Raw genomic sequence first — 24,161 nt, 5'->3', positions numbered from 1 at the left:
CGAGAGACCGTGGCAGACATCGTGAACCTGGCGCCGACCGAGGCGGCTCCCCCCGTCGGGGGGCCGCCGGCGGGGAAGAACGCACCGCAGCGCAACCAGTCCGTCTGGCGATGGCGGCTCGGCGCGGTGCTGCGGAAGGTCGTGCACCTTTCGCTCGTGCTGGTCATCGTGACCTTCAGCGTGACCGTCCTGCTCTCCCGCAGCAGCAATGCGGCCTCCCAGATCCTCGGCCCGAACGCGACCGCCGAGCAGATCGCCACCATGAAGGCCCAGCTCGGACTGGACCAGCCCGTGATCGTCCAGTACCTCACCTGGGTCGGCAACGCGCTGCAGGGGGACCTCGGACGGTCGCTGTTGAACAAGGCCCCGGTGACTCAGACCATCTCCAACGGCATGGAGGTGACCTTCACGCTGATCTTCCTCTCTCTGTTCATGGCGCTGGTCATCGCGGTGCCGCTGGCCGCCTACGCCGCACGGCACCCGGGCGGGCTGCTGGACACCCTCTGCAACGCGGCCTCGTCGTTCTTCATCGCCATGCCGTCCTTCGTCCTGGCCCTGCTGCTGCTCCTGGTCTTCTCCGTGAACCTCGGATGGTTCCCCGTCAGCGGCTGGGTCCCGATCACCGAGGACGTCATCGCCTCCGTGCGGTCGTTCTTCCTGCCCGCACTGGCCATCGCCCTGACCCCGATGGCCACCTTCTACCGGCTGCTGCGCAGTGACATGATCACCACCCTGCAGCAGGACTTCGTGCTCACCGCGAAGTCCAAGGGGCTGAGCACCCGGTACATCCTGGTCCGGCATGCCCTGCGACCCTCGCTCACCACCGTGGTGACCATGCTGGGCCTGTCAGTCGGCATGCTCATCACGGGCGCGGTGCTCGCCGAGTCCATCTTCCGACTCCCCGGCCTGGGCTCCTCCATGGTCAACGCGGTCACCAAGGGGGACCTGCCCGTGGTCCAGGGACTCGTGTTGGTCATCGCCCTGATCTACATCCTGACCAACGCAGCCGTGGACTTCATCCAGACGCTGATCGACCCAAGGATCCAGGCATCATGACCGACATCGACGTGGTCACCGCGGGCGGAGACCGCCCGAACCACCTGCACCAACCGCAGCAGCCGGACCAGCGGCAGCGGACGAAACAGTCGAAGCGGACGAAGCAGGCGAAGCAGACGAAGAAGGGGGCGGAGGCTCCGGGGGCCCAGAGGCAGCGCCGCGCGCGGATGCCGTTGCTGACGGTCCTGTGCATCGTGTGGACCGTCCTCATCGTCGGGGGTGCCCTGCTGGCACCGCTGCTGCCCATGCCCGGCTATGAAGAGCCCATCGCCGGCTCGGCCCAGGCGCCCTTCACGGACGGCGGGGCGGCGATCCTCGGAACCGACACCATCGGCCGGTCGATCCTCTCGCGGATGATCTACGGTGCGCAGCTCTCGTTGCTGGTGGCCTTCATGGGCACCGCCATCGGCCTGGTGGTCGGGGCCCTGCTCGGCATGGCCGCCGCCTACTACAAGGGGTGGAGCGCCCGGGTCATCACACTGCTCAGCGACTCGGTCCTGGCCTTCCCCGGCCTGGTGCTGCTGCTGGCCACGGCCACCATCATCCCGCCGTCGGTGGCGAGCCTGTCCATCATCCTCGGCGTGCTGACCCTCCCCGCGAGCATGCGGATCGCGTACTCGAACACCAACGCCCACCTCGCCCGCGACTATGTGGCCGCGGCGCGGGCCCTGGGCATGTCCGGAGGACGGATCATCCTGCGCGAGATCCTGCCCAACATCCTGTTCTCCCTCGCGGCGTTCGGGTTCATCATGGTGGGCACCTTCATGGTGGCCCTCGCCGCGCTGGACTTCCTCGGCGTGGGGATGCCGCCACCACGGCCCAGCTGGGGTGGGGACATCGCCTCCGGCTTCGCGAGCATCCGGACCCGCTCCTACCTGGTGTTGGTGCCCTCGGTGTTCCTCGTGGCGACGGTGTTCTCGCTGAATCAGATTGGCGACTACTTGAGAGACAAGGCAGAAGGACGGGGTGGTCAGCTGTGACCGTTACAAGTACCTCAGCGGGGGCGGCGGTGGGGACACCACGGCGTCCCGGCAGTCTGTCCATCCGGGACCTGACCGTGGAGATCGACACGCCCCGGGGGACCATCTGGCCGCTGGACGGGATCGACCTCGACCTGGAGGGCGGCCAGACCCTCGGGCTGGTCGGTGAGTCCGGATCCGGCAAGTCCATGCTGGTGCGGACCATCATGGGGATCTCGCCGGACAGCGCCCGGCTGTCCGGCAGCATCGACTTCGACGGCGAACAGCTGGCCGGCGGCCGCCACACGGACGTCTGGGGCCGGCGCATCGCCATGGTGTTCCAGGACTCCCTGACCTCACTGAACCCGGTCGTGAAGATCGGCCGGCAGGTCGGCGAGCACGCCCGGAAGCATCTGGGGCTGAACAAGGCGCAGACTCGGGAGCGGGTGCTGGAGCTGCTCGACCTGGTCGGCATCCCGGAGCCAGCCAGCCGCATGGAGTCCTTCCCGCACCAGCTCTCGGGCGGCATGCGGCAGAGGGTGGCCATCGCCATGGCCCTGGCCTGCGAGCCGGACATCCTCATCGCGGACGAGGCCACCACCGCGTTGGACGTGACCATCCAGCAGCAGATCCTGGACCTGCTCCAGGAGATCCAACGCCGGCGGGGGATGTCCCTGATCATCGTGAGCCACGATCTGGGTGTCGTGGCGGGCAGGACGGACCGGATCGCCGTCATGTACGCCGGCCGGCTGGTCGAGGTGGCCACCACCGAGGACCTCTTCGCGAACCCGAAGCACCGCTACTCCAAGGCACTGCTGGAGTCCCTGCCGCGGGCGGACCAGCCGAGACACTCCCAGCTGCCCACCCTGGTGGGCTCACCCCCGGACCCACTGGGTCGGCCCAACGCGTGCCGCTTCGCGGGTCGGTGCCCGGCGGAGATCGACCTGTGCACGCAGGACCGTCCGCAGATGACCGAAGGACCGGGCCCGGGCCACACCTTCGCCTGTTTCGTCCCGGTGGAGGGCTTCAACGCCCAGGAGCCGCCGGCGAATCCGGTGTTCGAGGCCACGGAGGCCGGTGAGACGGACATGGTCTCCGTGCAGGACCTCGTGTGTTCCTTCAAGGTCCGCGGTGGCACCGTGCACGCCGTCAGCGGCGTCTCCTTCGGGATCAAGGAGGGGGAGACCCTCGGGTTGGTGGGGGAGTCGGGTTGTGGCAAGTCGACCACGGCCAAGGCCGTGACCCGACTGATCGACAGCCGTAGCGGCACCGTCACCATCGACGGCACCGATGTGACCGGCCTCCGCTCTGCGCAGTTGGGACCGATCCGGCAGAACGTGCAGATCATCCTGCAGGATCCGATCGCGTCACTGAACCCGCGCCGTACCGTCCGGGAGTCCGTGGCCGCCGGGCTGGAGGTGCACCGCTACCCCAAGGAGGAGATCGCCGACCGGGTGGACCGCGCGCTCCGAGACGTGGGTGTGGACCCGTCGATCCACGGCGGCAAGAAGGCGTTCCAGATGTCCGGCGGCCAGGCCCAACGCGTGGCCATCGCCCGGGCCATGGTCCTCGAACCCAAGGTCCTGGTCTGCGACGAGCCGGTCTCGGCCCTCGACGTCTCGGTCCAGGCGCAGGTCATCAACCTCTTGGAGCGGTTGAAGATCGAGAGGAAGCTGACGGTCCTGTTCGTCTCCCACGACCTGACCGTGGTGCGGAGCATCAGCGACCGCATCGCCGTGATGTACCTGGGCAAGATCGTGGAGATCGGTGACGCCGACCTCGTCTACGACGCGCCGGCGCACCACTACACCAAGGCGCTGATCGACGCAGTCCCGGTGGCGGACCCCCAGGTCGACGTGACCGCCAAGCCCCGGCTGTCCGGCCAGTTGCCCTCGCCTCTGGATCCGCCGTCCGGGTGCCGCTTCCGGACGCGGTGCCCCATGGCCACGGACTTGTGCGCCCAGGTGGAGCCCGAGCTCACGGACCGGGGGGACGGCCGCCTGGTGGCCTGCCATTTCCCGCGAAACGACTCCACAAATCGTCACATCTGATATGAACCGCGAAGGCGGCAATCGCTCTTGAATGGCGTTGGACGCGGATTATCTCGAAATTACGCTTGAATATTCGTCACATACGGTACTAGAATTACACGTAGCCGGCACGTGGAATGCAACTCGGCATCGTCGGCGAGAACGTGGAGGAAAGATGTCATCTCGTCCAGAGAAGATGATTTTGACAATGTTCATGTTGACCTCCGGATTTCAGATTGACAGTTGGCGCGCCCCGGGCAGCCGGTCGGAGGAACTGGCCCGGCTCCCGTTGATGCGGGACATGGCGCAGGCGGCCGAGGCGGCGAAGCTGCATGCGGTCTTCTTCGGGGACAGCGTCGACGTCGTGACGATCCGGGACAACAACATCCGGAATACCGGTCTGTACGAGCCGATCTCCTCGATCGGAGCCTTGATCGGGTACACCAAGAACATCGGCCTGGTGGGCTCACTGTCCACCAGCTTCACCGAGCCGTACAACGCGGCCCGGCAGTTCGCGGGACTGGACCTGCTCAGTGACGGCCGCGTCGGCTGGAACATCGTGACGTCCCTCTTCGGGGGGTTCCAGAACTATGGGTTGGACGCCATGCCGGATCCCAAGGACCGGTACCGCAAGGCCACCGAGTTCGTGAAGGTGGTCACGGAACTCTGGGACAGCTGGACGGACGACACCATTCTCAACGACCGCGCCTCCGGACAGTGGGCGGACGTGGAGAAGATCCACGACATCAACCACGCGGGGGAGTTCTTCAAGGTGGCCGGTGCGCTCAACATGCCACGCCCGCCCCAAGGGCACCCGGTGTTGTTCCAGGCCGGCCAGTCGGATCCCGGGGTGAAGCTCGGCGGCGAGACCGCCGACGTGATCTACACGGCACAGTCCAACCGCGAGGAGGCCGAGAACTTCACCCGCCGGGTGCGGGACTCCGCAGCCCAGGCCGGCCGGCCGCGTGACGCCGTCAAGATCCTGCCGGGGGTGGTGCCCATCGTGGCCGCCACCCGCGCCGAGGCCGAGGAGATGTCACGGGAGCTGGCCTGCTACATCGACATGGAGGCCGGGCGCCGCCGCTACGAGAACGCCAGCGGCGTGGACACCAGTGGCCTCGAGCTGGACGACCTGATCCCCGCCGAGCGATTCGAGGGCAGCCGCGGGAACAGCTCCCGCTGGGCCATCATGCGCAGGATGGCGGTGGACGAGAAGATGACGCTCCGCGAACTCATCATCGGCTTCGCCCGTTCCGGCGGACACCGCATCCTCGTGGGGTCCGTGGAGGAGGTCGCCGACGAGATGATCACCTGGTTCGAGGCCGGGATCTCGGACGGCTTCAACCTGGACCCGCCGTCCGTCCCCGAGGGCATGCACGCCATGCTCGACCTGCTGGTCCCACACCTGCAGGAGCGCGGCTACTTCCAGACCGAGTACTCCGGCGGCACCCTGCGGGAGAGCATGGGCCTGGAGCGGCCGGCCTCGCGGTGACCGCGAGGATGTGCGTCGAGCCGGTTCGAGACTAGAGGAGGCTTTTGTGGAACCACGGGGACAGATGGTCCTGACGATGTTCATGCTGGCGTTCGGGTACCAGAACGACGCCTGGCGAGCACCGGACAGCCGTGCCGAGGAGGTCGGCGGGCTGGACATGATCGCCGACATGACGCTGGCCGCGGAGCGGGCCAAGCTACATGCGGTGTTCTTCGCGGACAGCGCCGACGGCAACCCGCTGTTGGGCGGTGACAACCGGGGCGTGACGATCTACGAGCCGGTCGCCACGCTCGGTGCGCTGGCCGCCAAGACCCGTCACATCGGTCTGATCGGCACGGCGTCCACCACGTTCAGCGAGCCATACACGGTGGCCCGGCAGTTCGCGACGCTGGACAACCTGTCGGGTGGGCGCATCGGCTGGAACGTCGTCACGTCCTTCACAGGGGCCCGCAACTACGGCCTGGAGGAGATGCCGGAGCCGGCGGCCCGCTACCGCCGGGCCGGGGAATTCGTGGACGTCACGAACCAGCTCTGGGACAGCTGGGACCGTGACGCGATCATCGCGGACCGCGAGCGCGGCCTGTGGGCGGACCCGGACAGGATCCGCCGCATCAACCACCGGGGTGAGCACTTCACGGTGGAGGGCCCCCTGAACATCCCGCGGCCGGCCCAGGGGCGGCCGCTGATCGTCCAGGCCGGCCAGTCCGAGGCGGGGATCAGCCTGGGCTCCTCGGTGGCGGACGTCATCTACACGATGCAGTCGGACCTGGAGCGCTCGAAGGCCTTCTACCGGGACTACAAGGAGCGGGTGGAGGCCAAGGGGCGGCTTGCCGACCACGTGAAGCTCCTGCCCGGGATCATGCCCATCGTCGGCCGCACCCAGCAGGAGGCGCAGGAGCTCTCGGACGAGCTCGCCTCCTATATCCGCATCGACTCCGGGCGCCGGACTGTCGAGAAGATGATGGACGTGAAGATCGACGACCTCGAGGTGACGGACCGGATCCCGCCGGAACGCATGGTGGACGGCCCCACTCGCATGGACCGGTGGCGGGTCTACCGGGACTACGCGCTGGAGCACACCCTGGGTGAGCTCATCACCGAGCTGAGCCGGGCGATGGGGCACCGGTGGATGGTCGGGACGCCCGGGGCGATCGCGGAGAACCTCATCGAGTGGTTCGACGGCCGGGCCTGCGACGGCTTCAACCTGAACCCGCCGAGCGTTCCCGGGGGCATGAACGCCATGCTCGAGCTGCTGGTACCCGAGTTGCAGGAACGGGGCTACTTCCAGCAGGAGTACACCGGTTCCACACTGCGCGAGCGCATGGGCGTCCAGCAGTTCTGAACCCGTCCACCGGGGACCCTGCTCCCCTCGCGACGGACTTCCGTGGGCCGGAAGTGGGGGTGACGCCCGTCACACCCGCTCATACATTCGAAATGGCCCACCCTCGGGCCGTTGCCGATCCTTCGAAAGGGGCAAAGATCATGGGTTCCACACAGAGAGGTCGTTGGGTAGGCCTGATGGCCGGCCTGGCCGTGGGGGCGTTGACGCTCTCCGCATGCGGTGGGTCGAACGGGGGCGGCGGAGACGGCGGCTCCACGGTCGGTGAGCTGGACCCCGACCTTGCCACCGCCGGGATGAGCACCGAGGGGATCGTGGACGGCGGTGAGGTGAAGATCCTCATCACGCAGGGCATCTTCTCCCTGGACCCGGCCCGCATGCAGACCCCGAACTTCGGCTCGCAGGGCGGCTTCCTCCAGGCCATCTACGACACGCTCTTCTACGTCGACTCGGACACCAACACCGTGATGGGATCCATCGGCGACACGCTGGAGGCCACGGATGAGACCTGCGGTGCTTGGGACATGACACTCAAGGACGGCGTCGAGTTCACCGACGGCACCCCGCTGGACGCGGCGGCCGTCGAGGCGCACTGGCTGCGTCTGCAGGATCCCGAGGTCGCCTCCCCGCAGGCCACGAAGCTCGAGGGCGTGACCTTCGACGTCGTGGACGACCTGTCCATGACGATCACCCTGCCCGAGGCGAACTGCGACTTCGACCGGACCATCTCGACCGGCCTGGGCTTCGTGCCGTCCCCGACCGCGGTCGAGGCGGCGGGTGAGGACTACGGCGAGGACCCGGTCGGCGCCGGCCCCTTCACCTTCGACTCGTGGAACCGTTCGGCCAACGAGCTCAACCTGGTCAAGAACGACTCGTTCCACACCGAGGGGGAGCCGCACCTGGACAAGCTCTCCTTCATCACGGCCTCCAACACCGCCACCGTGGTGGACTCCCTGATCGCGGGCGAGTACCAGCTGGCGGACAACGGCTGGACCCCGACTGCCGTGGACGATGCCCTCGCCGGCGACCTCGGGGTGCAGCTGCGGCGTCCGAACGGTGGTTTCTCGCTGCAGTTCAACCAGCAGAAGCCACCCTTCGACAAGGTCTGCGCGCGCCGGGCCTTCGCCCACGCACTGGACCCGGAGGCCATCACCGCAGCCATGAGCCAGTCCGAGCTCATGTCCGCGCCGCTGAAGACCCTCTTCACCGAGGACTCCGAGTTCTACGCCGAGGACATCGCCTTCCCGGGCTACGACCTCGAGGCGGCCGCCGAGGAGGTCCAGGAGTGCGAGGACCAGGACAACCCCCTGACCTTCAGCATCACGGCCAGTCCCGGCACCGACCAGACCACGGCGGAGTACCTCGCCTCGCGTCTGAACGAGGTGGAGGGCTTCGACGTGACGGTGGATGTGATCACGTACGAGGAGGCCTACACGACCATCTTCCAGAACCGTGACTTCAACATCAACGCCTACCCCGGTGGTCAGCGGTTCTATGACCCCGCCCCGCTGTTCGTCGACTGGCTCCACTCGGCCGGCGCCACCAACATCACCAGCTACGCCAGCGATGAGATGGACGAGCTGATCCAGAAGGCGCAGACCACCCCGGGCGAGGAGGAGCGAATCGCCGCCTGGCAGGACGTGGCGCGGCTGTGGGTGGAGGACGTGCCGACCTATGCCTACATGGAGAACCGCCAGTACTTCCTGTTCGACAAGGACCTGGCCGGCATCTACCCGGTGAACGACGCGCAGAACCTGCTGCTGACGCAGAGCCTGGGATACACCACGCTCGACTGAGCGGTCTGAACGTAGGTCTCCTCCGGCCCGCGGGTGCTCCGGGGCCGGAGGGTGCGAGACGGGCAGGGCCCCGGAACCAGATGGTTCCGGGGCCCTGCCTGTTGGTCTGTTGGTGACGGGCCCGCCTCAGATGAGCTGGCCGTCGTCGCCGATCTCCGTGGGGTAGGTGAGGTCGATGGAGTCCGCGGCGGCGCCGGTGGCGTTGGAGATCATCAGGGTCATGAGGTTCTTCGGCACGAGGCAGTCGCCGCAGACCCCGTCCTCGGCACTGATCCGGGCGTCCATCCGGTCACCGGACTCGGCGATGGACAGGATGTAGCCGTCCGCGGCGAGGGTCTGGCGCAGGTCGTCGAGGGGCTGGGTGGTCATGGTTCCTCCGGTCGGGTGGGGTGGTCGGGCACGGCAGAGCCGTCTCCCGATCATTGTGGTCCGGGCCCCGGGTGCGACGGCGGCCCCCTTCCACCGCGCGGAACACTACCGAGAGCTCTCCCAGGAGGCGTCGAAGCGGCCGGTCTTCAGCGGCAGGATGGTCACCAGCGCCAGGGCGCCGAGGGCCAGGACGTACAGCGAGATGGGCCAGGAGGCGCCGAAGCTCGCGTACAGGCTGGTGGCGATGAGCGGGGCGAAGCCGCCGCCCACGATCGAGCCGATCTGGTAGGCCGTGGAGGCCCCCGAATACCGGACGTTGGCCGGGAAGAGCTCGGCCACGAGGGCCGCCTGCGGGCCGGCCATCAGGGACTGGGCCAGCAGCACCACGGCGAATCCCAGCAGGATGAGCACCGGCTGGGCCGTGTCCACGAGCCAGAAGAACGGGAACGCGCCCACCACCACGAGGGCGGCGCCGGCCACGAAGACGGACTTCTGCCGGAACCGGTCCGCCAGGAGCGCACCCAGCAGCACCGTGACCAGGTGGATCACGGCGCCGCCGACGATCAGCCACAGCATGGTCGGCTGGGGCAGCCCCAGCGCGTCCGTGCCGTAGGACAGCATGTACACGGAGTAGATGTAGCCGATGGCGGGTGAGGCGGCGGAGGCGAGGCCGGCCAGCAGCGTGGTCCCGCCGTGGTGGCGCAGCAGCTCACCGAGCGGGAAGCGGTGCACCTCGTCCTGCTCCTGGGTCTGCTGGAAGACGGGGGAGTCCTCGACCTTGAACCGCAGGTAGAGGGCCACGACGATCAGCAGTGCCGAGAGGAGGAACGGCACGCGCCAGCCCCAGGCCTGGAACGCCTCGGGGGCCAGGGTGGCCGTCACCACGATGAACACCAGGTTGGAGACGATGATGCCGACCGGCAGGCCCATCTGTGGGAACGCGCCGAACAGCGCGCGGCGGTTGCGCGGTGCGTACTCGACGGCCATCAGCACGGCGCCGCCCCACTCGCCGCCCACGCCCAGGCCCTGGATGAAGCGCAGGACCACCAGCAGGATCGGCGCCCAGACGCCGATGGTGGCGAAGTTCGGCAGCAGGCCGATGCCCACCGTGGCCCCGCCCATCACGAGCATGGTGATCAGCAGCATCTTCTTGCGCCCGATCTGGTCACCGAAGTGGCCGGCGGCGAGGCCGCCGATGGGACGGGCGATGAAGCCGACGGCGAAGGTGGCGAAGGCCGCGAGCGTGCCGGCGATCGGGTCCTCGCTGGGGAAGAACTGGGGCCCGAAGATCAGGGCGGCGGCGGAGCCGTAGATGAAGAAGTCGTACCACTCGATCGCGGTGCCCATGAAGCTGGCACCGAGGACCTTGCGCTGCTCCGCCGGGGTCGGGGCCACGGGGCCGCTCGGTTGCGGGGTGCTGGAGAGGGTGGAAGTGGAGGTCGAGGACAAGGAGCCCAGCCTTTCTCGGGATCTGGTCACGATGTGCGTCGGTGACGTGAACTGATTCACGAGAAACCACTCTGTCCATAGGCAGTTAGATTGTCAACAATTTTGGTGGCAATCTTGCGGGCCATTGTCTACGCTGGGGGCATGACTGAGCATCCCGTCCCCTCCGCCCGCGCCCGGGAACTCGTCCGGGGTGCCTACGACCTGCACGTGCACGTGGCACCGGACGTGATGAGGCGGCGGATCAGCGACCTCGATCTGGCGGTGCGCTTCCGGGACCTGGGCCTGTCCGGTTTCGTCATCAAGTCCCACTACGTCCCGACGGCGGAGCGCGCCGAACACGTCCGCGCGGTGGTCCCCGAGGTCCAAGCCCTGGGGGCCATCACCCTGAACGCCTCCGTGGGCGGCATGAACCCCGTGGCCGTGGAGATCGCCGGCCGCGGCGGGGCGAAGGTCGTCTGGTTCCCCACCGTGGACTCGGACAACCAGCGCTCCTGCCTGGCCGAGGAGCCTGAGGGGGCCACCCCGCCCATGTGGGCCCGGCTGCAGCAGGACCTGGAGGACGCCGGCATGAAGGCCGAGGCGGTGCAGGTCCTGCAACCGGACGGCACCCCCACCCGGGCCACCGCCCAGGTGCTCCAGGTGATGGCGAAACACTCGATGGTCCTGGCCACCGGGCACCTGCACACGGACGAGTCCTCGGCCCTCATCCCCGCCGCCCGGGCCGCCGGGGTGGAGAGGATCATCGTCACCCACCCCGAGTTCACCTCCCAGCGCATGGGCCTGGACTCCCAGCGCGCACTCGCCGAGCAGGGAGTCTTCCTGGAGCGGTGCCTGACCACGCCCCTGACCGGCAAGGTCTCCTGGCAGACCTGGCACGCGAACATCCGCGGGGCCGGCGTGGAGCACTCGGTGGTCTCCACCGACCTGGGCCAGCCGTTCAACCCGCCCGTGGAGGACGGCCTGGGCATCGTGGCGGACCTGATGCTCGCCGAGGGGTACACCGAGGCCGAGATCCGGCTGATGACCGTCCACAACTCCCGGCACCTGGCCGGGGCCGAACCCCTGCCGGACGCCCCGGCGCACCTGCGCTGAGAAATTTCCGCGCCGCCGTCGTTCTCGCCGGCCGGCATACCCACCACCACCCCGTCCCGAAAGGACCCCACCGATGACCGCACAGCCAGCCGCCGACCGATCCACCGACCGTTCCACCGGACGCCTCCTGGTCGTCGGCGCCCACTCCGCCGACTTCGTCTGGCGCGCCGCCGGTGCCGTGGCCGCCTTCGTGCAGGCCGGAGGCGAGGCCAAGGTCGTGGCCCTGACCTACGGCGAGCGCGGCGAGTCCGGCGTGCTCTGGCAGGAGGAGGGCCAGACCGAGGAGAACGTCAAGAAGATCCGCCACGGTGAGGCCGAGCGCGCCTCGCAGCACCTCGGCGCCTCCTTCGAGGCCTTCGACCTCGGCGACTACCCGCTGGTCAACGACCACTCGGACATCGAGCGCCTGGCCGAGCTGATGCGGGACTTCGCCCCGACCGTGGTGCTGACCCACCCGGACAAGGACCCCTTCAACCCGGACCACCCGGTGGCGTACGAGATGGTGCAGAAGGCCCGGTTGATGACCTCCGGCGCCGGCGTGGAGTCCGGGTTCAAGACCGCCCCGCCGAGCGAGTTCCTCGTCTTCGAGCCGCACCAGCCCGAGCTGTGCGGGTTCGTGCCCTCGGTCTTCGTGGACATCACCGCCGTGTTCGAGCAGAAGAAGGCCGCCATGGCGGAGATGAAGGCCCAGGCCTACCTGCAGAGGTACTACGCCGAGCGCGCCGAGCACCGCGGCAACCATGCCCGCAAGGTCACCGGCAACAAGGAGATCCGCCAGGCCGAGGCCTTCATGCGCCTGGTGCCGAACGTGGTGGGCACCCTGTGAGCGAGACGATCACGGCCGAGGGCGCTGCGCAACTGTCCGAGGCAGAGCTGATCGGACGCTTCGCCGCCCTGCCGGTGGCCAACGTCGGGGACGCCATGGACCGGCTGAACGTGGTGGACTCCGGGATCCAGTCCGTCTGGCCCGCCGCCGGGATCCGGATGGCCGGCCGCGCCGTGCCGGTGACGGTGGCCGGCGGGGACAACCTCGGCATCCACGAGACGATCGACTCGCTGCAGCCCGGCGACGTCTTGGTGGTCAACGGACAGGGTGCCACCCATCGGGCCCTGATCGGCGAGCTGATCGCCGGCCGGGCCATGGCCCGCGGCTGTGTCGGCTTCGTGCTGGACGCCAGTGTCCGGGACGCCGTGGACCTGCAGGAGATGCGCTTCCCGGTCTTCGCCCGCGGCACGACGCCGGCCGGCCCCTACCGCAACGGGCCTTTCGTTCGCGGGGTGGCGGCCGCCGTCGGGACCGTGGTGGTGCACCCGGGTGACCTCGTGCTGGGGGATGACGACGGCGTCGCGGTGGTCCCGTGGGCCAGCGCGGCCGAGGTACTGGTCAAGGCCGAGGCCAAGCACGCGGCCGAGACGAAGCAGCGCGCCGAGATCGGCTTCTGACCCCAGCTCACCTGAATCACGGCCGCAATAATTGTCGAGAATCGCCGAGCGAATCGACAGTTGGCGCGGCCGTGTTTGGTGTTTTGGACCCCGGGTCAGGGGAGGGGGTCGGCGTCCTCGGTGATGAACTCCAGTTCTTCCGGCACCGGCCACGCGGTGAGGGAGTTGATCGCCTCGTCGTAGTCGACCTCGCTGTCCGGCCCGTTCATCTCCTCGGCGAGCATGATGGACAGCGACTCTAGCCGGCCCTCGTGGATCTGCAGCTCGACCTCGAAGACCACGCCGTCCCGCGTGAAGCGGCCCTTGACCGGCCAGGTCTGCCTCCGTGGGCTGACGCGCGGGGAGTCCGGGTGAGCGACCAGGAAGGCGTCCGTCACAAACCCGGAGTCCACGTCCTGCTGCTCCACCGTCTCCAGCTGGATCCGCAAGGCCTCGGCGCCCGGGACTCCGGGCTGCAGCAGCGCGCCCAGGATGGCCGCGACGGCGGGATCGGCAGGACCCTGGCCGTCGTCCTCGTCGGGAATCTCCGCACCCTCCGGGAGGGCGCGCCGCAGGGCGCGGGCCTCGGCCCGGTCGGATGCCCAGCCGGCGGCCACCAGTGCCACTCCGACGCCGGCCATCCACCACCGCGGCCGGCTCACCCCGCGCTCGTCGAGCCAGCCGACGATGCGGGCGTCCAGTGCCTCGAGCGGATCGGCCAGGCCGAGGGCGAGGCCGCCGGTGGCCAGCGCCGCCGAGCCGCGACCGACGTCGCCCAGGGGGATGAACTGTCCATGCGGCCCGTCGCTGTAGCGGGCGGGCATCCCCGCCGTGATCCCGGCGGGCAGGGTGGCGGCGGTGTACGCGCCGGTGAGCGCCGCCGTCGTGATCCGGTAGACGGCCCGGGCGCCGGAGCCCAGGTGGCGGGGCTCGATGAGTGTCAACCCGCCGATGGCGGCGGCCGAGGCGGCGGCGAACCAGGGGGAGGCCGCCACGGGCCGGGAGCCCAGGGCGGCCTCCTGGTGGAGCACCGCCTGGCTGCTCGGAGCGAAGGCGTTGCTGGACCGGGGCGCAGAGGCGAACCAACCGAAGTTCTGGGGCATGGTCCGAGCCTACGCGGACAGCACCAGTCAACACGGCCGCGCCAACTGTCGATTCGCTCGGCGATTCTCGACGACTGGCGCGGCCGTGATGGTGAGGGGTCAGGACTCCAGGCCGGAGTCCTGCGGGGCGGCGTGCGGGTTGGCCGTGGCGTCCGAGTCCTCGACGACCGGGGTGCCGTGGGTGTGGAAGGTGGGGATGGTCTTCATGCCCCAGGCCTGGCCCTTGGCGCGCTCGCCCTGGGACCACGGGATGGGCTTCCAGTCCGGGGCCAGGATCAGGCGGGAGCCCTGGTTGGCCAGCTCGATCCGGTTGCCGCCCGGCTCCCACACGTAGAGGAAGAAGCCCTGCTGGATGGCGTGCTTGTAGGGGCCGTACTCGATGAAGATGCCGTTCTCCAGGAAGATGTCCGCGGCCTTGAGGATGTCCTCGCGGGTGTCCGAGGCGAAGGCGAGGTGGTGCAGGCGCCCCGGGGTGCCGGTCCAGTCATCGGAGTAGACCATGTCGTAGGACTTCTGGCCGAAGGTGAACCAGTGGCCGCCCACGTCCCCGTCGTCGAGCTGGATGAACTCGGTGGTGTAGCCGCCCATCACGTTCTCGGTGAAGTCGCAGACGGCGGCCATGTCCGAGGTCAGGTAGTTGATGTGGTCCAGGCGGCGCGCGTTGGCGCCGAAGCCGGGGAACCGGGCGGCCTGGTTCTTCAGGGCCGGGCGGTCGGAGTCATCGGCCTCGTACCAGGCGGTGTCGAAGTAGACCTCCATCAGGTGCTGGTCCGGGTTGCGGTACCGGAAGGTGCGGCCGCGGCCCATCTCCCCGTCCACCCAGCCCTCGCCCAGGCCGGTGGCCTCGATCCGGGCGACCACGCGCTCCAGGGCCTCCTGGCTCTGGGCGCGCCAGGCCACGCGGCCGACGCCCGCGTGGGACTTGGCGGTGAGCTTGATCGAGTAGGTCTCGTAGTCGTCCCAGCAGTGCAGGTACGCGGACTCCTCACCGTTCTCCGTGGTGCGGCCGACCTCGCGCATGGCCAGCAGGTCCTTGAAGAACCAGAGGGACTCCTCGAACTTCGGGGTGTACAGCTCCACCGTGGAGAGGTGGGCGATGTCGCGGATGCGCTCGGTCATGGATGTGCTCCTGTCAGACGCGGTGCTGCTCGGGGACGAAGGGGGCTGTGGGGCTGCGAACGGATGTTGAACAAGATTGTCAACAAAATTATAGACAGTTCGGCGCGCTGTGGCTACGGTCATAGGTATTCATTCGCTGAGTGACCTGTCTCACGCTTCCAGGAGTCGCCTTGAAATCCCGCCATCTCGCCGCCCTGTCCGTCCTCGCCGCGGCCGGCCTGGCCCTGACCGCCTGTTCCTCGGGAACGCCCTCGGGTACCGGGGACACCTCCGAATCGGGCGTTGCTGCCGTAGCGGAGGGGGAGCTGACGCAGGTGACCCTCGGTCTGATTCCCCTGGCGGCATCGGTCGCCGTGGAGTACGGGATCGAGGAGGGCATCTTCGAGAGGCACGGTCTCGAGGTGGAGATCGCCCTGGCCAACGGCGGCGCCGCCATGCTGCCGGCCGTGTCCAACGGGCAGATGGACTTCGGGGTCGGCAACCCCCTGTCCGTCCTCACCGCCGTGGACCAAGGTCTGGACATGAAGATCGTCGCCGGATACAGCAACTCCTCGGACGAGGGGGAGGACACCTCCGGGGTGGTCACCCGCGTGGACGCCGGGATCAAGGACTATGGGGATCTGGGTGGCAAGATCACCTCCATCAATGCCCTGCGGACTCTGGGAGACCTGACCCTGATGGACCTGGCGGAGCAGGGCGGTACGGACCCGGCGGACGTGAAGTTCGCCGAGATGCCCTTCCAGGACATGCCCGCCCAGCTGGAGCAGGGCAACACGGACGCGATCTGGATCCCGGAGCCCTTCCTGAGCAAGGCACTGGAGGACCCGGCGAACGAGCTGCTCGGCTACTCGTTCCGCGACTCCATCGAGGGCATGCCCACCATGGTCACCTTCACCTCCGGTACCTTCGCCGAGGAGAACCCCGAGACGGTCGAACAGTTCCAGGCGGCCATCACGGAGGCACTCGCTGCCACGGACGAGAACAACGATGAGGCGAAGAAGCTGCTGCCCGAGTTCATGAACCTGCCCGAGGACGCCGCCATGGCCCTCAAGCTGGACCAGCTCGGTGGCGAGATCCGCGAAGACCAGCTCCACGCGATGGGCCAGCTCGCCGTCAAGTACGACTTCATCGACGCCGAGCCCGATCTGGACGCCATGATCATCCAGTAGGACGGTGCGGCCCCGCCGGCAAGCTGCGGATATGGAAGAATAAGGGGTCGTCCGGACGCAACCTGGGGCAGCAGGATCGCGTCCATCCCGCAGCGCATCGTCCAAGGATTTCCGTGAACACCACCGCCCCTGCCCCCTCCGCCGCCCGCTTCGCCCCCACCGGCACCGGGCTGTACGCGATCTTCACCGCCGTCATGGCCGTGGTGCTCATCCTGTCCAACCTCGGGGCCTCGAAGGGCGTCATGTTCGGGCCGATCGTCACCGACGGCGGCTTCTTCCTCTTCCCGCTCGCCTACATCGTGGGGGACGTGGTCTCCGAGGTCTACGGCTTCAAGGCCTCCCGCCGGGCCATCGTGACCACCTTCGCGCTCTCGGTCTTCGCGGCGGTCTGCTTCTGGGTCATCATCGGGCTGCCCGGTGCCGAGTGGTACGACGGCCAGGACGCGCTCGTGCGCACCCTGGCCCCCGTGCCGCTGATCGTGCTGGCCTCCCTGCTGGGCTTCCTGGTCGGGCAGCTGGCCAACTCCTGGCTCATGGTCCGGATGAAGCGGCGCTCCGGTGAACGCCTGCTCTTCGGCCGGCTCGCAGCCTCCACCCTGGTGGGCGAGTTTCTGGACACGCTCGTCTTCTGCTCCATCGCCGCCGGCGTCATCGGCATCACCGACGTCCCGACCTTCCTCAACTACGTGCTCGTGGGCTTCGTCTTCAAGTCCGTGGTGGAGATCGTGCTCTCCCCGGTGACCATGTGGGTCATCGGCCGGGTCAAGAGGGCCGAACCCGCCTACTCCGCCTGACCCCCTGGGCGCACAGTGACCTCACCCCCACCGACGTGACGCGGTCTGGTCACCCCGTGCCCCGGGAACAGGGGCTTTCATCGGACGCCGCGGGCCGTGACACTGATGCGCATGGCCCACCCAAAGATGTACGACGACGGCGACCTCCACTTCCAGCGCGTCCGCGCCGTGGCGCTGGACCTCCCCGAGGCGCAGATGAAGGTCTCCCACGGTCGGCCGGCGTTCTTCACCACCACGGTCTTCGCGTACTACGGGACCTCGGTGAAGGCGGCGGCCGCAGGGGGCGACACCCCGCTGCCACCCGGCGGCCGCCGGAGCGGGGACTGGGAGGGCTACCTGCAGTATCCCCGCGCCCTGGTCATCAAGCCCGAGGGCTCCGACCTCGACTTCCTGGAGCAGGATCCCCGCGCCTTCCGCCCGGCCTACCTGGGCGCGAGCGGGTGGTTCGCCATCGACCTCTCGGCCCTCGACCCGGGCGCCGATGATGACGACGAAGGCTGGGCCGAGGTCGCCGAATGGCTGGAGGCCAGCTACCGGCTGACCGCCCCGGCCCGCTGCGTGAGGGCGCTCGACGCCTGAACGCTGGGCCTGATCGGGCCCGTCATCCCCCGTCACACAGGAGCGGTTGGGGCCGCTCCGGCCCCGACGTGGCGGATCGGGGCCGGAAGATGACGGCGCAGAACGGTTCATGACGACATGGTTGGCAGGCCCGGACCGCCTCCCTAGTGTTGACCTCGGAATCACGAGATCCGGTGCGAAGCCCTGGCTGGCCGGACGGCAACCCTCTCACCGTAGTGGGGTGCTCCAGGTGATGATTCGGCCCCCGGGGACCGCCGCGGGGCAAGTACGGCATCACCGCAACCGCATGCCCCGCATCGCGCGTCTCCGGTGTGCCATGGATGACAGGGACCACCCATGCCGGACAGCACTCAAACCAACACCACCACCACCCCCGACGCCGGCCCCGCCGGCCAGTTGCCCACGTTCGAGGACCTGCGCGCGGCCACCGCCGCCTCCGGACCGACGGACGCCCAGCTCACCGCACATTTCGCCCCGGTCTTCGCGGCCGTCGCCGCGGGCACCGCCCAGCGCGAGCTGGACCACGAGCTGGCGTTCGCGGCCATCGAGTACCTGCGCGGCGCGGGCTTCACTCGGGTCCGCCTGGGCCGGCAGTACGGAGGCATCGGGGCAAGCCTGCCCCAGCTGGCCGAGCTGCTGGTGGACCTGGCCGCCGCGGACCCCAACCTGCCGCAGGCCCTGCACGGGCACTTCATGTTCACCGAGCAGCACGAGAACGAGTCCCAGGGCGCGGTCTCCGAGTGGTGGCTGGCCGAGGTGGCAGCGGGCCGGATCTTCGGCAACGCCCTGGTGGAGCTGCCGCCGTCCGCCGGCCAGCGCCCCGTGCACTGGATCGACGCGGACCCGGACACCGTGCAGGCGGCCGCCGCCACCGGCACCACCGAGGTGGCCCGGCTCACCGGGGACAAGTTCTACTCCACCGGGGCGGTCTTCGCCGACTACCTGCTGGTCTCGGCCATTAAGCCCGGTTTCGAGGAGGACGGCCCGGTGTTCGCGATCATCGACGCCCGGGATCCCGGCGTGCAGCGGATCGACGACTGGAACGGCTTCGGCCAGCGGCTCACCGCCTCCGGCACCACGACGCTGGACCATGTCCCCGTGCAGGCCCAGCGCACCCAGGAGTTCAACGTGCCCACCGGGGTCCTGGCGTACACGGTGCTGTGGCTTGTGCTGACGGCCACCCAGGCCGGGATCGGGACCACCGCCCTGGGCGAGATCACCGCCTTCGTGAGGGGCCGGCGTCGTACCTATGACCACGCCGCGGCGGAGACACCGGCGGAGGACCCGCTGGTGCACCAGGTCATCGGCGCGGTCTCCGCCAAGGTCGCCGCCGCCCGGCAGATCGTCCGTGGCGCCGCGGCCGTGGTGGAGGAGTCCTACGTCCAGGTCCGCGGCCACATCGACCTGGAGGACCCGGTGGTCGTGCAGGCCCACACCCGGGCCAACATCACCCTGTCCGAGGCCTCGCTCGTGGTGTCCGAGCTGATCCTGGACGCCACGAACCTGATCTTCGAGACCGGCGGCGCCTCCGCCACCGACGCCTCGAGACAGCTGCACCAGCACTGGCTCAACGCCCGCACCGTCGCCAGCCACACCCCGCTGATCTATCGCACCCAGGCGATCGGCGCCTACCGCCTCCACGGGACCGTCCCGCCGTTCCACTCCACCGCCCGCAACTCGGCCCCGGCCGCAACCCCTTCCGCCACCACCCCAGGAGCATGATGACTGCCACCACCCTGTCCACCCCGTCCACCCCGCCCACCGCGTCCAGCCTGACTTCCCGTCCAGGCCAGGCCTCCGAGGCCTACCGGACCGCCCGGGAACGCCTCACCCCGGTGTTCGCCGAGATCGCGGCCAGCGCCGCCCAGCGGGAGGCCGACCGGCACATCGACCGCGGCGCCGTCCGGGCCCTCGCCGAGGCCGGGTTCACCTCCCTGCGGGTCCCGGTGGAGTACGGGGGGTCCGGGCTGACCTTCGCCGAGCAGGCGCCGCTGATCCTCGAGCTGGCCGCGGCGGACTCCAACCTCGTCCAGGCGCTGCGGGCGCACCTGATCAACCAGGAGAACGTGCTGGGCCACCCGGATGAGGCCCTGCGCCAGCGGTGGCTGCGCCGCCTCGGTGAGGGGGCCGTCGTCGGCAACGCCGTGACGGAGATCAACAACGCGGTGGGCCAGGGGACCACCACCCTGGTCCAGGACGTGGCCGGGACCTGGCGGCTCAACGGCACCAAGTACTACTCGACCGGCACGCTGTACGCGGACTGGATCATCGTGGCCGCGGTGGACGCGGCGGGCGAGGAGATCGCCGCCACGGTGCCCGTGGACGCGGCGGGGGTCACCCTGCTGGACGATTGGGACGGCTTCGGCCAGCAGCTGACCGCCTCGGGGACCACGGTGTTCGCGGACACCCCGGTGGCGGCCGAGGAGGTCTACGCCGGCGGCCTGGATGACGGCACCCGCGTGGCCACCGGGCAGGCCAGCTGGCAGTTCCTGCACCTGGCGGCGCTGACGGGCATCGCCGAGGCGATCGTGAGGGACGGCGCAGCATACGTGGCCGGCCGCCGTCGTTCCTTCAGCCACGGTGCCGCCGAGCTGCCGCGCGAGGACGCCCAGGTGCTCCAGGTTGTGGGCGAGCTCTCCGCCGCCGCCTTCGGGGCACGGGCCGCGTTCGACTCCGTGGTCACCGCCCTCGGCGGCATCCTCGAGCGCGAGGCCGCGCTGACGGACGGCGGGCAGCTGCCGGAGCAGGACGTGGACGAGCTGTACGTCCGCGTCTACCAGGCCCAGCAGGTCATCGCGAAGACCGTGCTGGCCGCCGCCACCCAGCTCTTCGAGGTGGGCGGGGCCACCGCCCTGAGCCAGACGAAGCGGTTGGACCGGCACTGGCGCAACGCTCGCGTGCTGGCCAACCACAACCCGCTGATCTACCGGGCCCGGCTGCTCGGCGACTGGGAGGTCAACGGCACCGGCCCCGAGCGCTCCTACCGCGTCGGCTCCGCCCCGGCCACGCCAACCCCGGGCGCAAAGTGACCCCACCCCCACCGGAGTGACGTGGTCTCGTCACTCCGTGCCCAACCCCTCACGAACCCTCAGGAGAACCCCATGAGCACACCCCTGCACTTCAACGCCTTCGTCATGAACACCACGAGCCACATCCACCACGGCCAGTGGCGCCGCCCTGACGCCGGCCAGACCGAGTTCACGGACGTCAACACGTGGATCAACCTCGCCCGGACCCTCGAGGCCGCCAAGTTCGACGCCATGTTCTTCGCCGACGTGGTGGGCCACTACGGGGACGCGGACGCCGACTACTCCGTCTACGTCAACGAGGGACTGCAGATCCCCTCCAACGACCCCACCGTGCTGCTCGGGGCGCTCGCCGTGAGCACCGAGCACATCGGACTGGCCACCACCTCGAACGTGTTCCAGTCCCACCCGTTCCAGTTCGCCCGCCAGCTGTCCACGCTGGACCACATCTCCGGCGGCCGGATCGCCTGGAACATTGTGACCGGCACCCAGGACAACGGCTCACGCAACTTCGGCCTGCCCCGGCTGACCGATCACGCCGAGCGCTACGCCTGGGCCGAGGAGTACGTGGACGTCACCTACAAGCTCTGGGAGGGGTCCTGGGACGAGGGCGCCGTGGTCAAGGACCGGGACGGATCCCGGTACTCGAACCCGGCGAAGGTCCACAAGATCCATCACGTCGGTGAGCGGTACACCGTGGAGGGCCCGCACCTTCCCTCCCCGTCCCCGCAGCGCACCCCGCTGCTGTACCAGGCCGGCTCCTCGGCCTCGGGGCGGGACTTCGCCGCCCGCAATGCAGAGGCCGTGTTCATCATCGCGGCGAGCCCGGAGATCGCCCGGCAGCAGATCGAGGACACCCGGCGCCGCGCGGTGGAGGCCGGGCGCGCACCCGAGGACATCACGTTCTACCAGGGCCTGAGCTTCGTCATCGGCGAGACCGAGGAGGAGGCCCACCGCAAGCTCGCGGAGTACGAGCAGTACGCCTCCGTGGACGGCTACCTGGCCCACGCCGCCCTGGTGGACCCGGACGGTCGGGTCTACCCGCCGGACACCCCGCTGTCCGAGCTGAACACGAATACGCAGAAGGGCTTCGCCGAGTGGACCTCCAAGGCCATCACGGACCGTGAGCCCGTGGTCGCGGACGTGGCGTGGCGCAGCCACCGCAACAACCGCATCGTCGGCACCCCCGAGCAGATCGCGGACCAGCTCGAGGAGTGGCAGGCCGCCGGCGTGGACGGCATCAACGTCATCAACTGGGTCATCCCCGGCTCCTTCGAGGAGTTCGCGGATAAGGTCCTGCCGGTGCTGCGCGAGCGGGGCCTGGCCCAGTCCGAATACGCCCCGGGCACGCTGCGGCAGAAGCTCTTCGGCCGGGACCGCCTCCCGGCGACCCATCCGGCCGCCTCCTACCGCGGGGCCTTCGCCCGCGACTCCCAGCGTGAGGAATCCGTCCCCGCCGGGGCCTGAGCCCGCCCCATCCGGGCACAGAGTGACCCAGCCACGTCACCGCGGCGGGGGTGAGGTCACTTTGCGCCCGGGCTGAAAGGAACCACCATGAGCACCCCACCTTCCCCGAGCGCGCCCGAAAGCGGGCCCGCCGTCAACACCCGGGCACGACGCCGGCCGGTCGGCCCCGCGTTCGGCCTCACCCTGGCCGCTGTCTCGGCCCTGGCCCTGACCGCCTGCACCGGCACCCCCACAGCAGGCAACGCAGCAGATCCCGCAGCGGATACCGCCGCCCTGACCGGCGCTTCCGCGGCCGCCGGGTCCTCCGCCAGTCCCCTCCGGGGCGGGGTGATCGAGTACGGCCACCTCCAGGAGCCCAACTGCATCTACGGCGGCTGGATCCAGGAGAACTTCACGGCCCGGCAGGTGCTGGACAACCTGGTCTCCGCCACGGAGGACGGCTCGGTGGTCCCCTGGATCGCCACCTCCTGGGAGATCTCCGAGGACCAGAAGATCTGGACGCTGCAACTGCGGGAGGATGTCACGTTCACGGACGGCACGGTCCTGGATGCGGCTGCGGTGGCCTACAACTTCGACTACTGGCTGGACGGCGGCAACGGCACGGCCGCGGCTCATCTCGGCGGTTTCTACGATCACTCCGAGGTGGTGGACGAGCACACGGTGCAGATCCATCTGTCGGCGCCGTTCGCCCCGTTCCTCTCCACCATCTCCCAGTCCTACTTCGGCCTGCAGTCACCCACGGCCCTGCAGACCCGCACGGACGAGGAGAACTGCACCGAACCCATCGGTTCCGGCCCCTTCACGGTCCGGGACTGGCGGCGCGGGGAGTACATCGAGTTCGAGCGCAACGAGGAGTACGACTGGGCGCCGGAGAACGCCCGGCACCAGGGCCCGGCCCACGTGGCGGGCATCCGGTGGAACATCGTCCCGGACAACACCTCGCGCTACGGCTCGCTGCTCGCCGGTGAGATGGACGCGATCGGCGAGGTGCCGGCCGTGAACATCGCCCAGGCCCGTCAGGAGTTCGAGTTCACCCAGTACATCACCCCGGGCCGCCCCGTGGTGATGAACCTGAACACCCAGCAGGGGATCTTCACGGAGCAGCCGGTCCGCCAGGCGCTGAGCTTCGCCACGGACCGCGAGGCCAACGTGGAGTCCGCGTTCCTGGGCACGGTCCCATTCGAGCCCAGCGGCTACCTGTCCCAGACCACCCCGGGCTATGACGAGAACGCCGCCACCGAGTACCCCTTCGACCTGGACCGGGCCGACGCCCTGCTGGACGAGGCCGGCTGGACCGGCCGGGACGCGGACGGCACCCGGACCAAGGACGGACAGCGGCTGACCGCCAAGGTGGTCTACGGGCTGAACAGCATCATCACCCCGGACGGCAACACGGTGATCCAGAACTTCCAGGAACAGGCCCGGGCCGCCGGCTTCGACCTCGTGCTGCGCCCGGGGACGCCCTCGGAATTCTTCGGGGGCGCCTTCTCCACGCCGGACAGTTATGACGCGCAGGTCGGCTACTGGACCAGTCCGCACGCCGGGATCCTGAACATCAACTACCGTCCGTCCACGGAGGACGCCCCCAACGGCGCCAACACCACCTTCCTGGACAACGCGGAGGTCTTCGAGACCATCCAGTCGGCCCTGCAGGCGCCGACCCCGCAGCTGGTCACCGAGCGGTTCTCCGCGGCCCAGTACCAGCTCAGCGAGCTGGCCCCGGCGATCGGGCTCTACGCCCAGACCAACACCCTGGCCGTGTCCGGGGAGGCCACCGGGATCTGGCTCGAGCCCGCCCAGGGCGGGCCGGTCTTCCACGACGCCGCCTTCACCTCCGAGGCGGCCCGGGACGCCTCGGAGGGATTCGCCTCCCGGACCCCGGCAGAGAACGAGGACTGAG

At 69.2% G+C, this 24,161-nt stretch carries 20 protein-coding genes and 1 riboswitch; of the genes, 16 read left to right on the top strand and 4 right to left on the bottom strand.

Features of this window, described 5'->3' with window-relative positions; genetic code table 11:
• The first annotated feature begins 9 nt into the window (after positions 1 to 9).
• The 6 genes from AB0K08_RS06275 to AB0K08_RS06250 all read left to right on the top strand — a co-directional run bounded on the left by AB0K08_RS06275 (position 10) and on the right by AB0K08_RS06250 (position 8,672).
• Positions 10 to 1,056: an ABC transporter permease gene (locus AB0K08_RS06275; RefSeq protein WP_363352671.1), complete on the top strand. Its 1,047-nt coding sequence runs from the start codon at positions 10 to 12 to the stop codon at positions 1,054 to 1,056.
• On the top strand, positions 1,053 to 2,036 hold the full coding sequence (locus tag AB0K08_RS06270; RefSeq protein WP_363352670.1) for an ABC transporter permease: 984 nt from the start codon (positions 1,053 to 1,055) through the stop codon (positions 2,034 to 2,036). Before AB0K08_RS06275 ends, AB0K08_RS06270 begins: the two co-directional genes overlap by 4 nt.
• The gene (locus AB0K08_RS06265; protein ID WP_363352669.1) at positions 2,033 to 4,066 is read left to right on the top strand and encodes an ABC transporter ATP-binding protein; all 2,034 of its coding nucleotides are present in this window, start codon (positions 2,033 to 2,035) and stop codon (positions 4,064 to 4,066) included. The genes AB0K08_RS06270 and AB0K08_RS06265 overlap by 4 nt, the downstream gene beginning before the upstream one ends.
• A 193-nt stretch (positions 4,067 to 4,259) precedes the next feature.
• Positions 4,260 to 5,537: an NtaA/DmoA family FMN-dependent monooxygenase gene (locus AB0K08_RS06260; RefSeq protein WP_363352668.1), complete on the top strand. Its 1,278-nt coding sequence runs from the start codon at positions 4,260 to 4,262 to the stop codon at positions 5,535 to 5,537.
• A gap of 46 nt (positions 5,538 to 5,583) precedes the next feature.
• Positions 5,584 to 6,879: an NtaA/DmoA family FMN-dependent monooxygenase gene (locus AB0K08_RS06255; RefSeq protein ID WP_363352667.1), complete on the top strand. Its 1,296-nt coding sequence runs from the start codon at positions 5,584 to 5,586 to the stop codon at positions 6,877 to 6,879.
• Positions 6,880 to 7,019: 140 nt separating this feature from the next.
• Positions 7,020 to 8,672 (top strand): ABC transporter substrate-binding protein, encoded by a 1,653-nt coding sequence (locus AB0K08_RS06250; protein WP_363352666.1) that lies wholly within the window; start codon positions 7,020 to 7,022, stop codon positions 8,670 to 8,672.
• Between the two features lie 126 nt (positions 8,673 to 8,798).
• Here AB0K08_RS06250 and AB0K08_RS06245 read toward each other — a convergent pair whose 3' ends face one another.
• Both AB0K08_RS06245 and AB0K08_RS06240 read right to left on the bottom strand, forming a co-directional pair.
• Positions 8,799 to 9,041 (bottom strand): hypothetical protein, encoded by a 243-nt coding sequence (locus AB0K08_RS06245; RefSeq protein ID WP_363352665.1) that lies wholly within the window; start codon positions 9,039 to 9,041, stop codon positions 8,799 to 8,801.
• Between the two features lie 105 nt (positions 9,042 to 9,146).
• Positions 9,147 to 10,490, bottom strand: coding sequence for an MFS transporter (locus tag AB0K08_RS06240; protein WP_363352664.1), 1,344 nt, complete (start codon positions 10,488 to 10,490; stop codon positions 9,147 to 9,149).
• 141 nt (positions 10,491 to 10,631) lie between these two features.
• On the opposite strand from AB0K08_RS06240, the gene AB0K08_RS06235 reads away from it, so the two are divergent.
• The 3 genes from AB0K08_RS06235 (at position 10,632) to AB0K08_RS06225 (ending at position 13,025) form a co-directional block, all read left to right on the top strand.
• On the top strand, positions 10,632 to 11,582 hold the full coding sequence (locus tag AB0K08_RS06235) for a DUF6282 family protein (RefSeq protein WP_363352663.1): 951 nt from the start codon (positions 10,632 to 10,634) through the stop codon (positions 11,580 to 11,582).
• 73 nt (positions 11,583 to 11,655) lie between these two features.
• On the top strand, positions 11,656 to 12,408 hold the full coding sequence (locus AB0K08_RS06230; protein WP_363352662.1) for a PIG-L deacetylase family protein: 753 nt from the start codon (positions 11,656 to 11,658) through the stop codon (positions 12,406 to 12,408).
• On the top strand, positions 12,405 to 13,025 hold the full coding sequence (locus tag AB0K08_RS06225) for a methyltransferase (RefSeq protein ID WP_363352661.1): 621 nt from the start codon (positions 12,405 to 12,407) through the stop codon (positions 13,023 to 13,025). The genes AB0K08_RS06230 and AB0K08_RS06225 overlap by 4 nt, the downstream gene beginning before the upstream one ends.
• 95 nt (positions 13,026 to 13,120) lie before the next feature.
• Here AB0K08_RS06225 and AB0K08_RS06220 read toward each other — a convergent pair whose 3' ends face one another.
• Together AB0K08_RS06220 and AB0K08_RS06215 are read right to left on the bottom strand one after the other, a co-directional pair.
• Entirely contained in the window at positions 13,121 to 14,107 is a 987-nt protein-coding gene (locus AB0K08_RS06220) for a hypothetical protein (protein ID WP_363352660.1), read from the bottom strand.
• A 99-nt stretch (positions 14,108 to 14,206) separates the two neighbouring features.
• Positions 14,207 to 15,226, bottom strand: a complete 1,020-nt coding sequence (locus AB0K08_RS06215; RefSeq protein ID WP_363352659.1) for a VOC family protein — start codon at positions 15,224 to 15,226, stop codon at positions 14,207 to 14,209.
• Between the two features lie 170 nt (positions 15,227 to 15,396).
• On the opposite strand from AB0K08_RS06215, the gene AB0K08_RS06210 reads away from it, so the two are divergent.
• The 7 genes from AB0K08_RS06210 to AB0K08_RS06180 all read left to right on the top strand — a co-directional run bounded on the left by AB0K08_RS06210 (position 15,397) and on the right by AB0K08_RS06180 (position 24,160).
• On the top strand, positions 15,397 to 16,395 hold the full coding sequence (locus AB0K08_RS06210; RefSeq protein ID WP_363352658.1) for an ABC transporter substrate-binding protein: 999 nt from the start codon (positions 15,397 to 15,399) through the stop codon (positions 16,393 to 16,395).
• Between the two features lie 107 nt (positions 16,396 to 16,502).
• Positions 16,503 to 17,189, top strand: coding sequence for a queuosine precursor transporter (locus tag AB0K08_RS06205; RefSeq protein WP_363353105.1), 687 nt, complete (start codon positions 16,503 to 16,505; stop codon positions 17,187 to 17,189).
• Positions 17,190 to 17,300: 111 nt separating this feature from the next.
• Positions 17,301 to 17,768: an MmcQ/YjbR family DNA-binding protein gene (locus tag AB0K08_RS06200; RefSeq protein WP_363352657.1), complete on the top strand. Its 468-nt coding sequence runs from the start codon at positions 17,301 to 17,303 to the stop codon at positions 17,766 to 17,768.
• 159 nt (positions 17,769 to 17,927) lie between these two features.
• Positions 17,928 to 18,042, top strand: a riboswitch (SAM riboswitch).
• 62 nt (positions 18,043 to 18,104) lie between these two features.
• Positions 18,105 to 19,490 (top strand): acyl-CoA dehydrogenase, encoded by a 1,386-nt coding sequence (locus tag AB0K08_RS06195; protein ID WP_363352656.1) that lies wholly within the window; start codon positions 18,105 to 18,107, stop codon positions 19,488 to 19,490.
• Positions 19,487 to 20,797: an acyl-CoA dehydrogenase family protein gene (locus tag AB0K08_RS06190; RefSeq protein ID WP_363352655.1), complete on the top strand. Its 1,311-nt coding sequence runs from the start codon at positions 19,487 to 19,489 to the stop codon at positions 20,795 to 20,797. The genes AB0K08_RS06195 and AB0K08_RS06190 overlap by 4 nt, the downstream gene beginning before the upstream one ends.
• Before the next feature lie 72 nt (positions 20,798 to 20,869).
• Entirely contained in the window at positions 20,870 to 22,261 is a 1,392-nt protein-coding gene (locus AB0K08_RS06185) for an LLM class flavin-dependent oxidoreductase (RefSeq protein WP_363352654.1), read from the top strand.
• 87 nt (positions 22,262 to 22,348) lie between these two features.
• Positions 22,349 to 24,160, top strand: coding sequence for an ABC transporter substrate-binding protein (locus AB0K08_RS06180; RefSeq protein WP_363352653.1), 1,812 nt, complete (start codon positions 22,349 to 22,351; stop codon positions 24,158 to 24,160).
• Position 24,161 lies beyond the last annotated feature (1 nt).

This window comes from Citricoccus sp. NPDC055426 (assembly GCF_040677445.1).
In the GTDB taxonomy this organism is placed as follows: Bacteria; Actinomycetota; Actinomycetes; order Actinomycetales; family Micrococcaceae; genus Citricoccus.
Note: the sequence above shows the minus strand (reverse complement) of the source record. Positions and strands in the feature narration are given on the sequence as shown.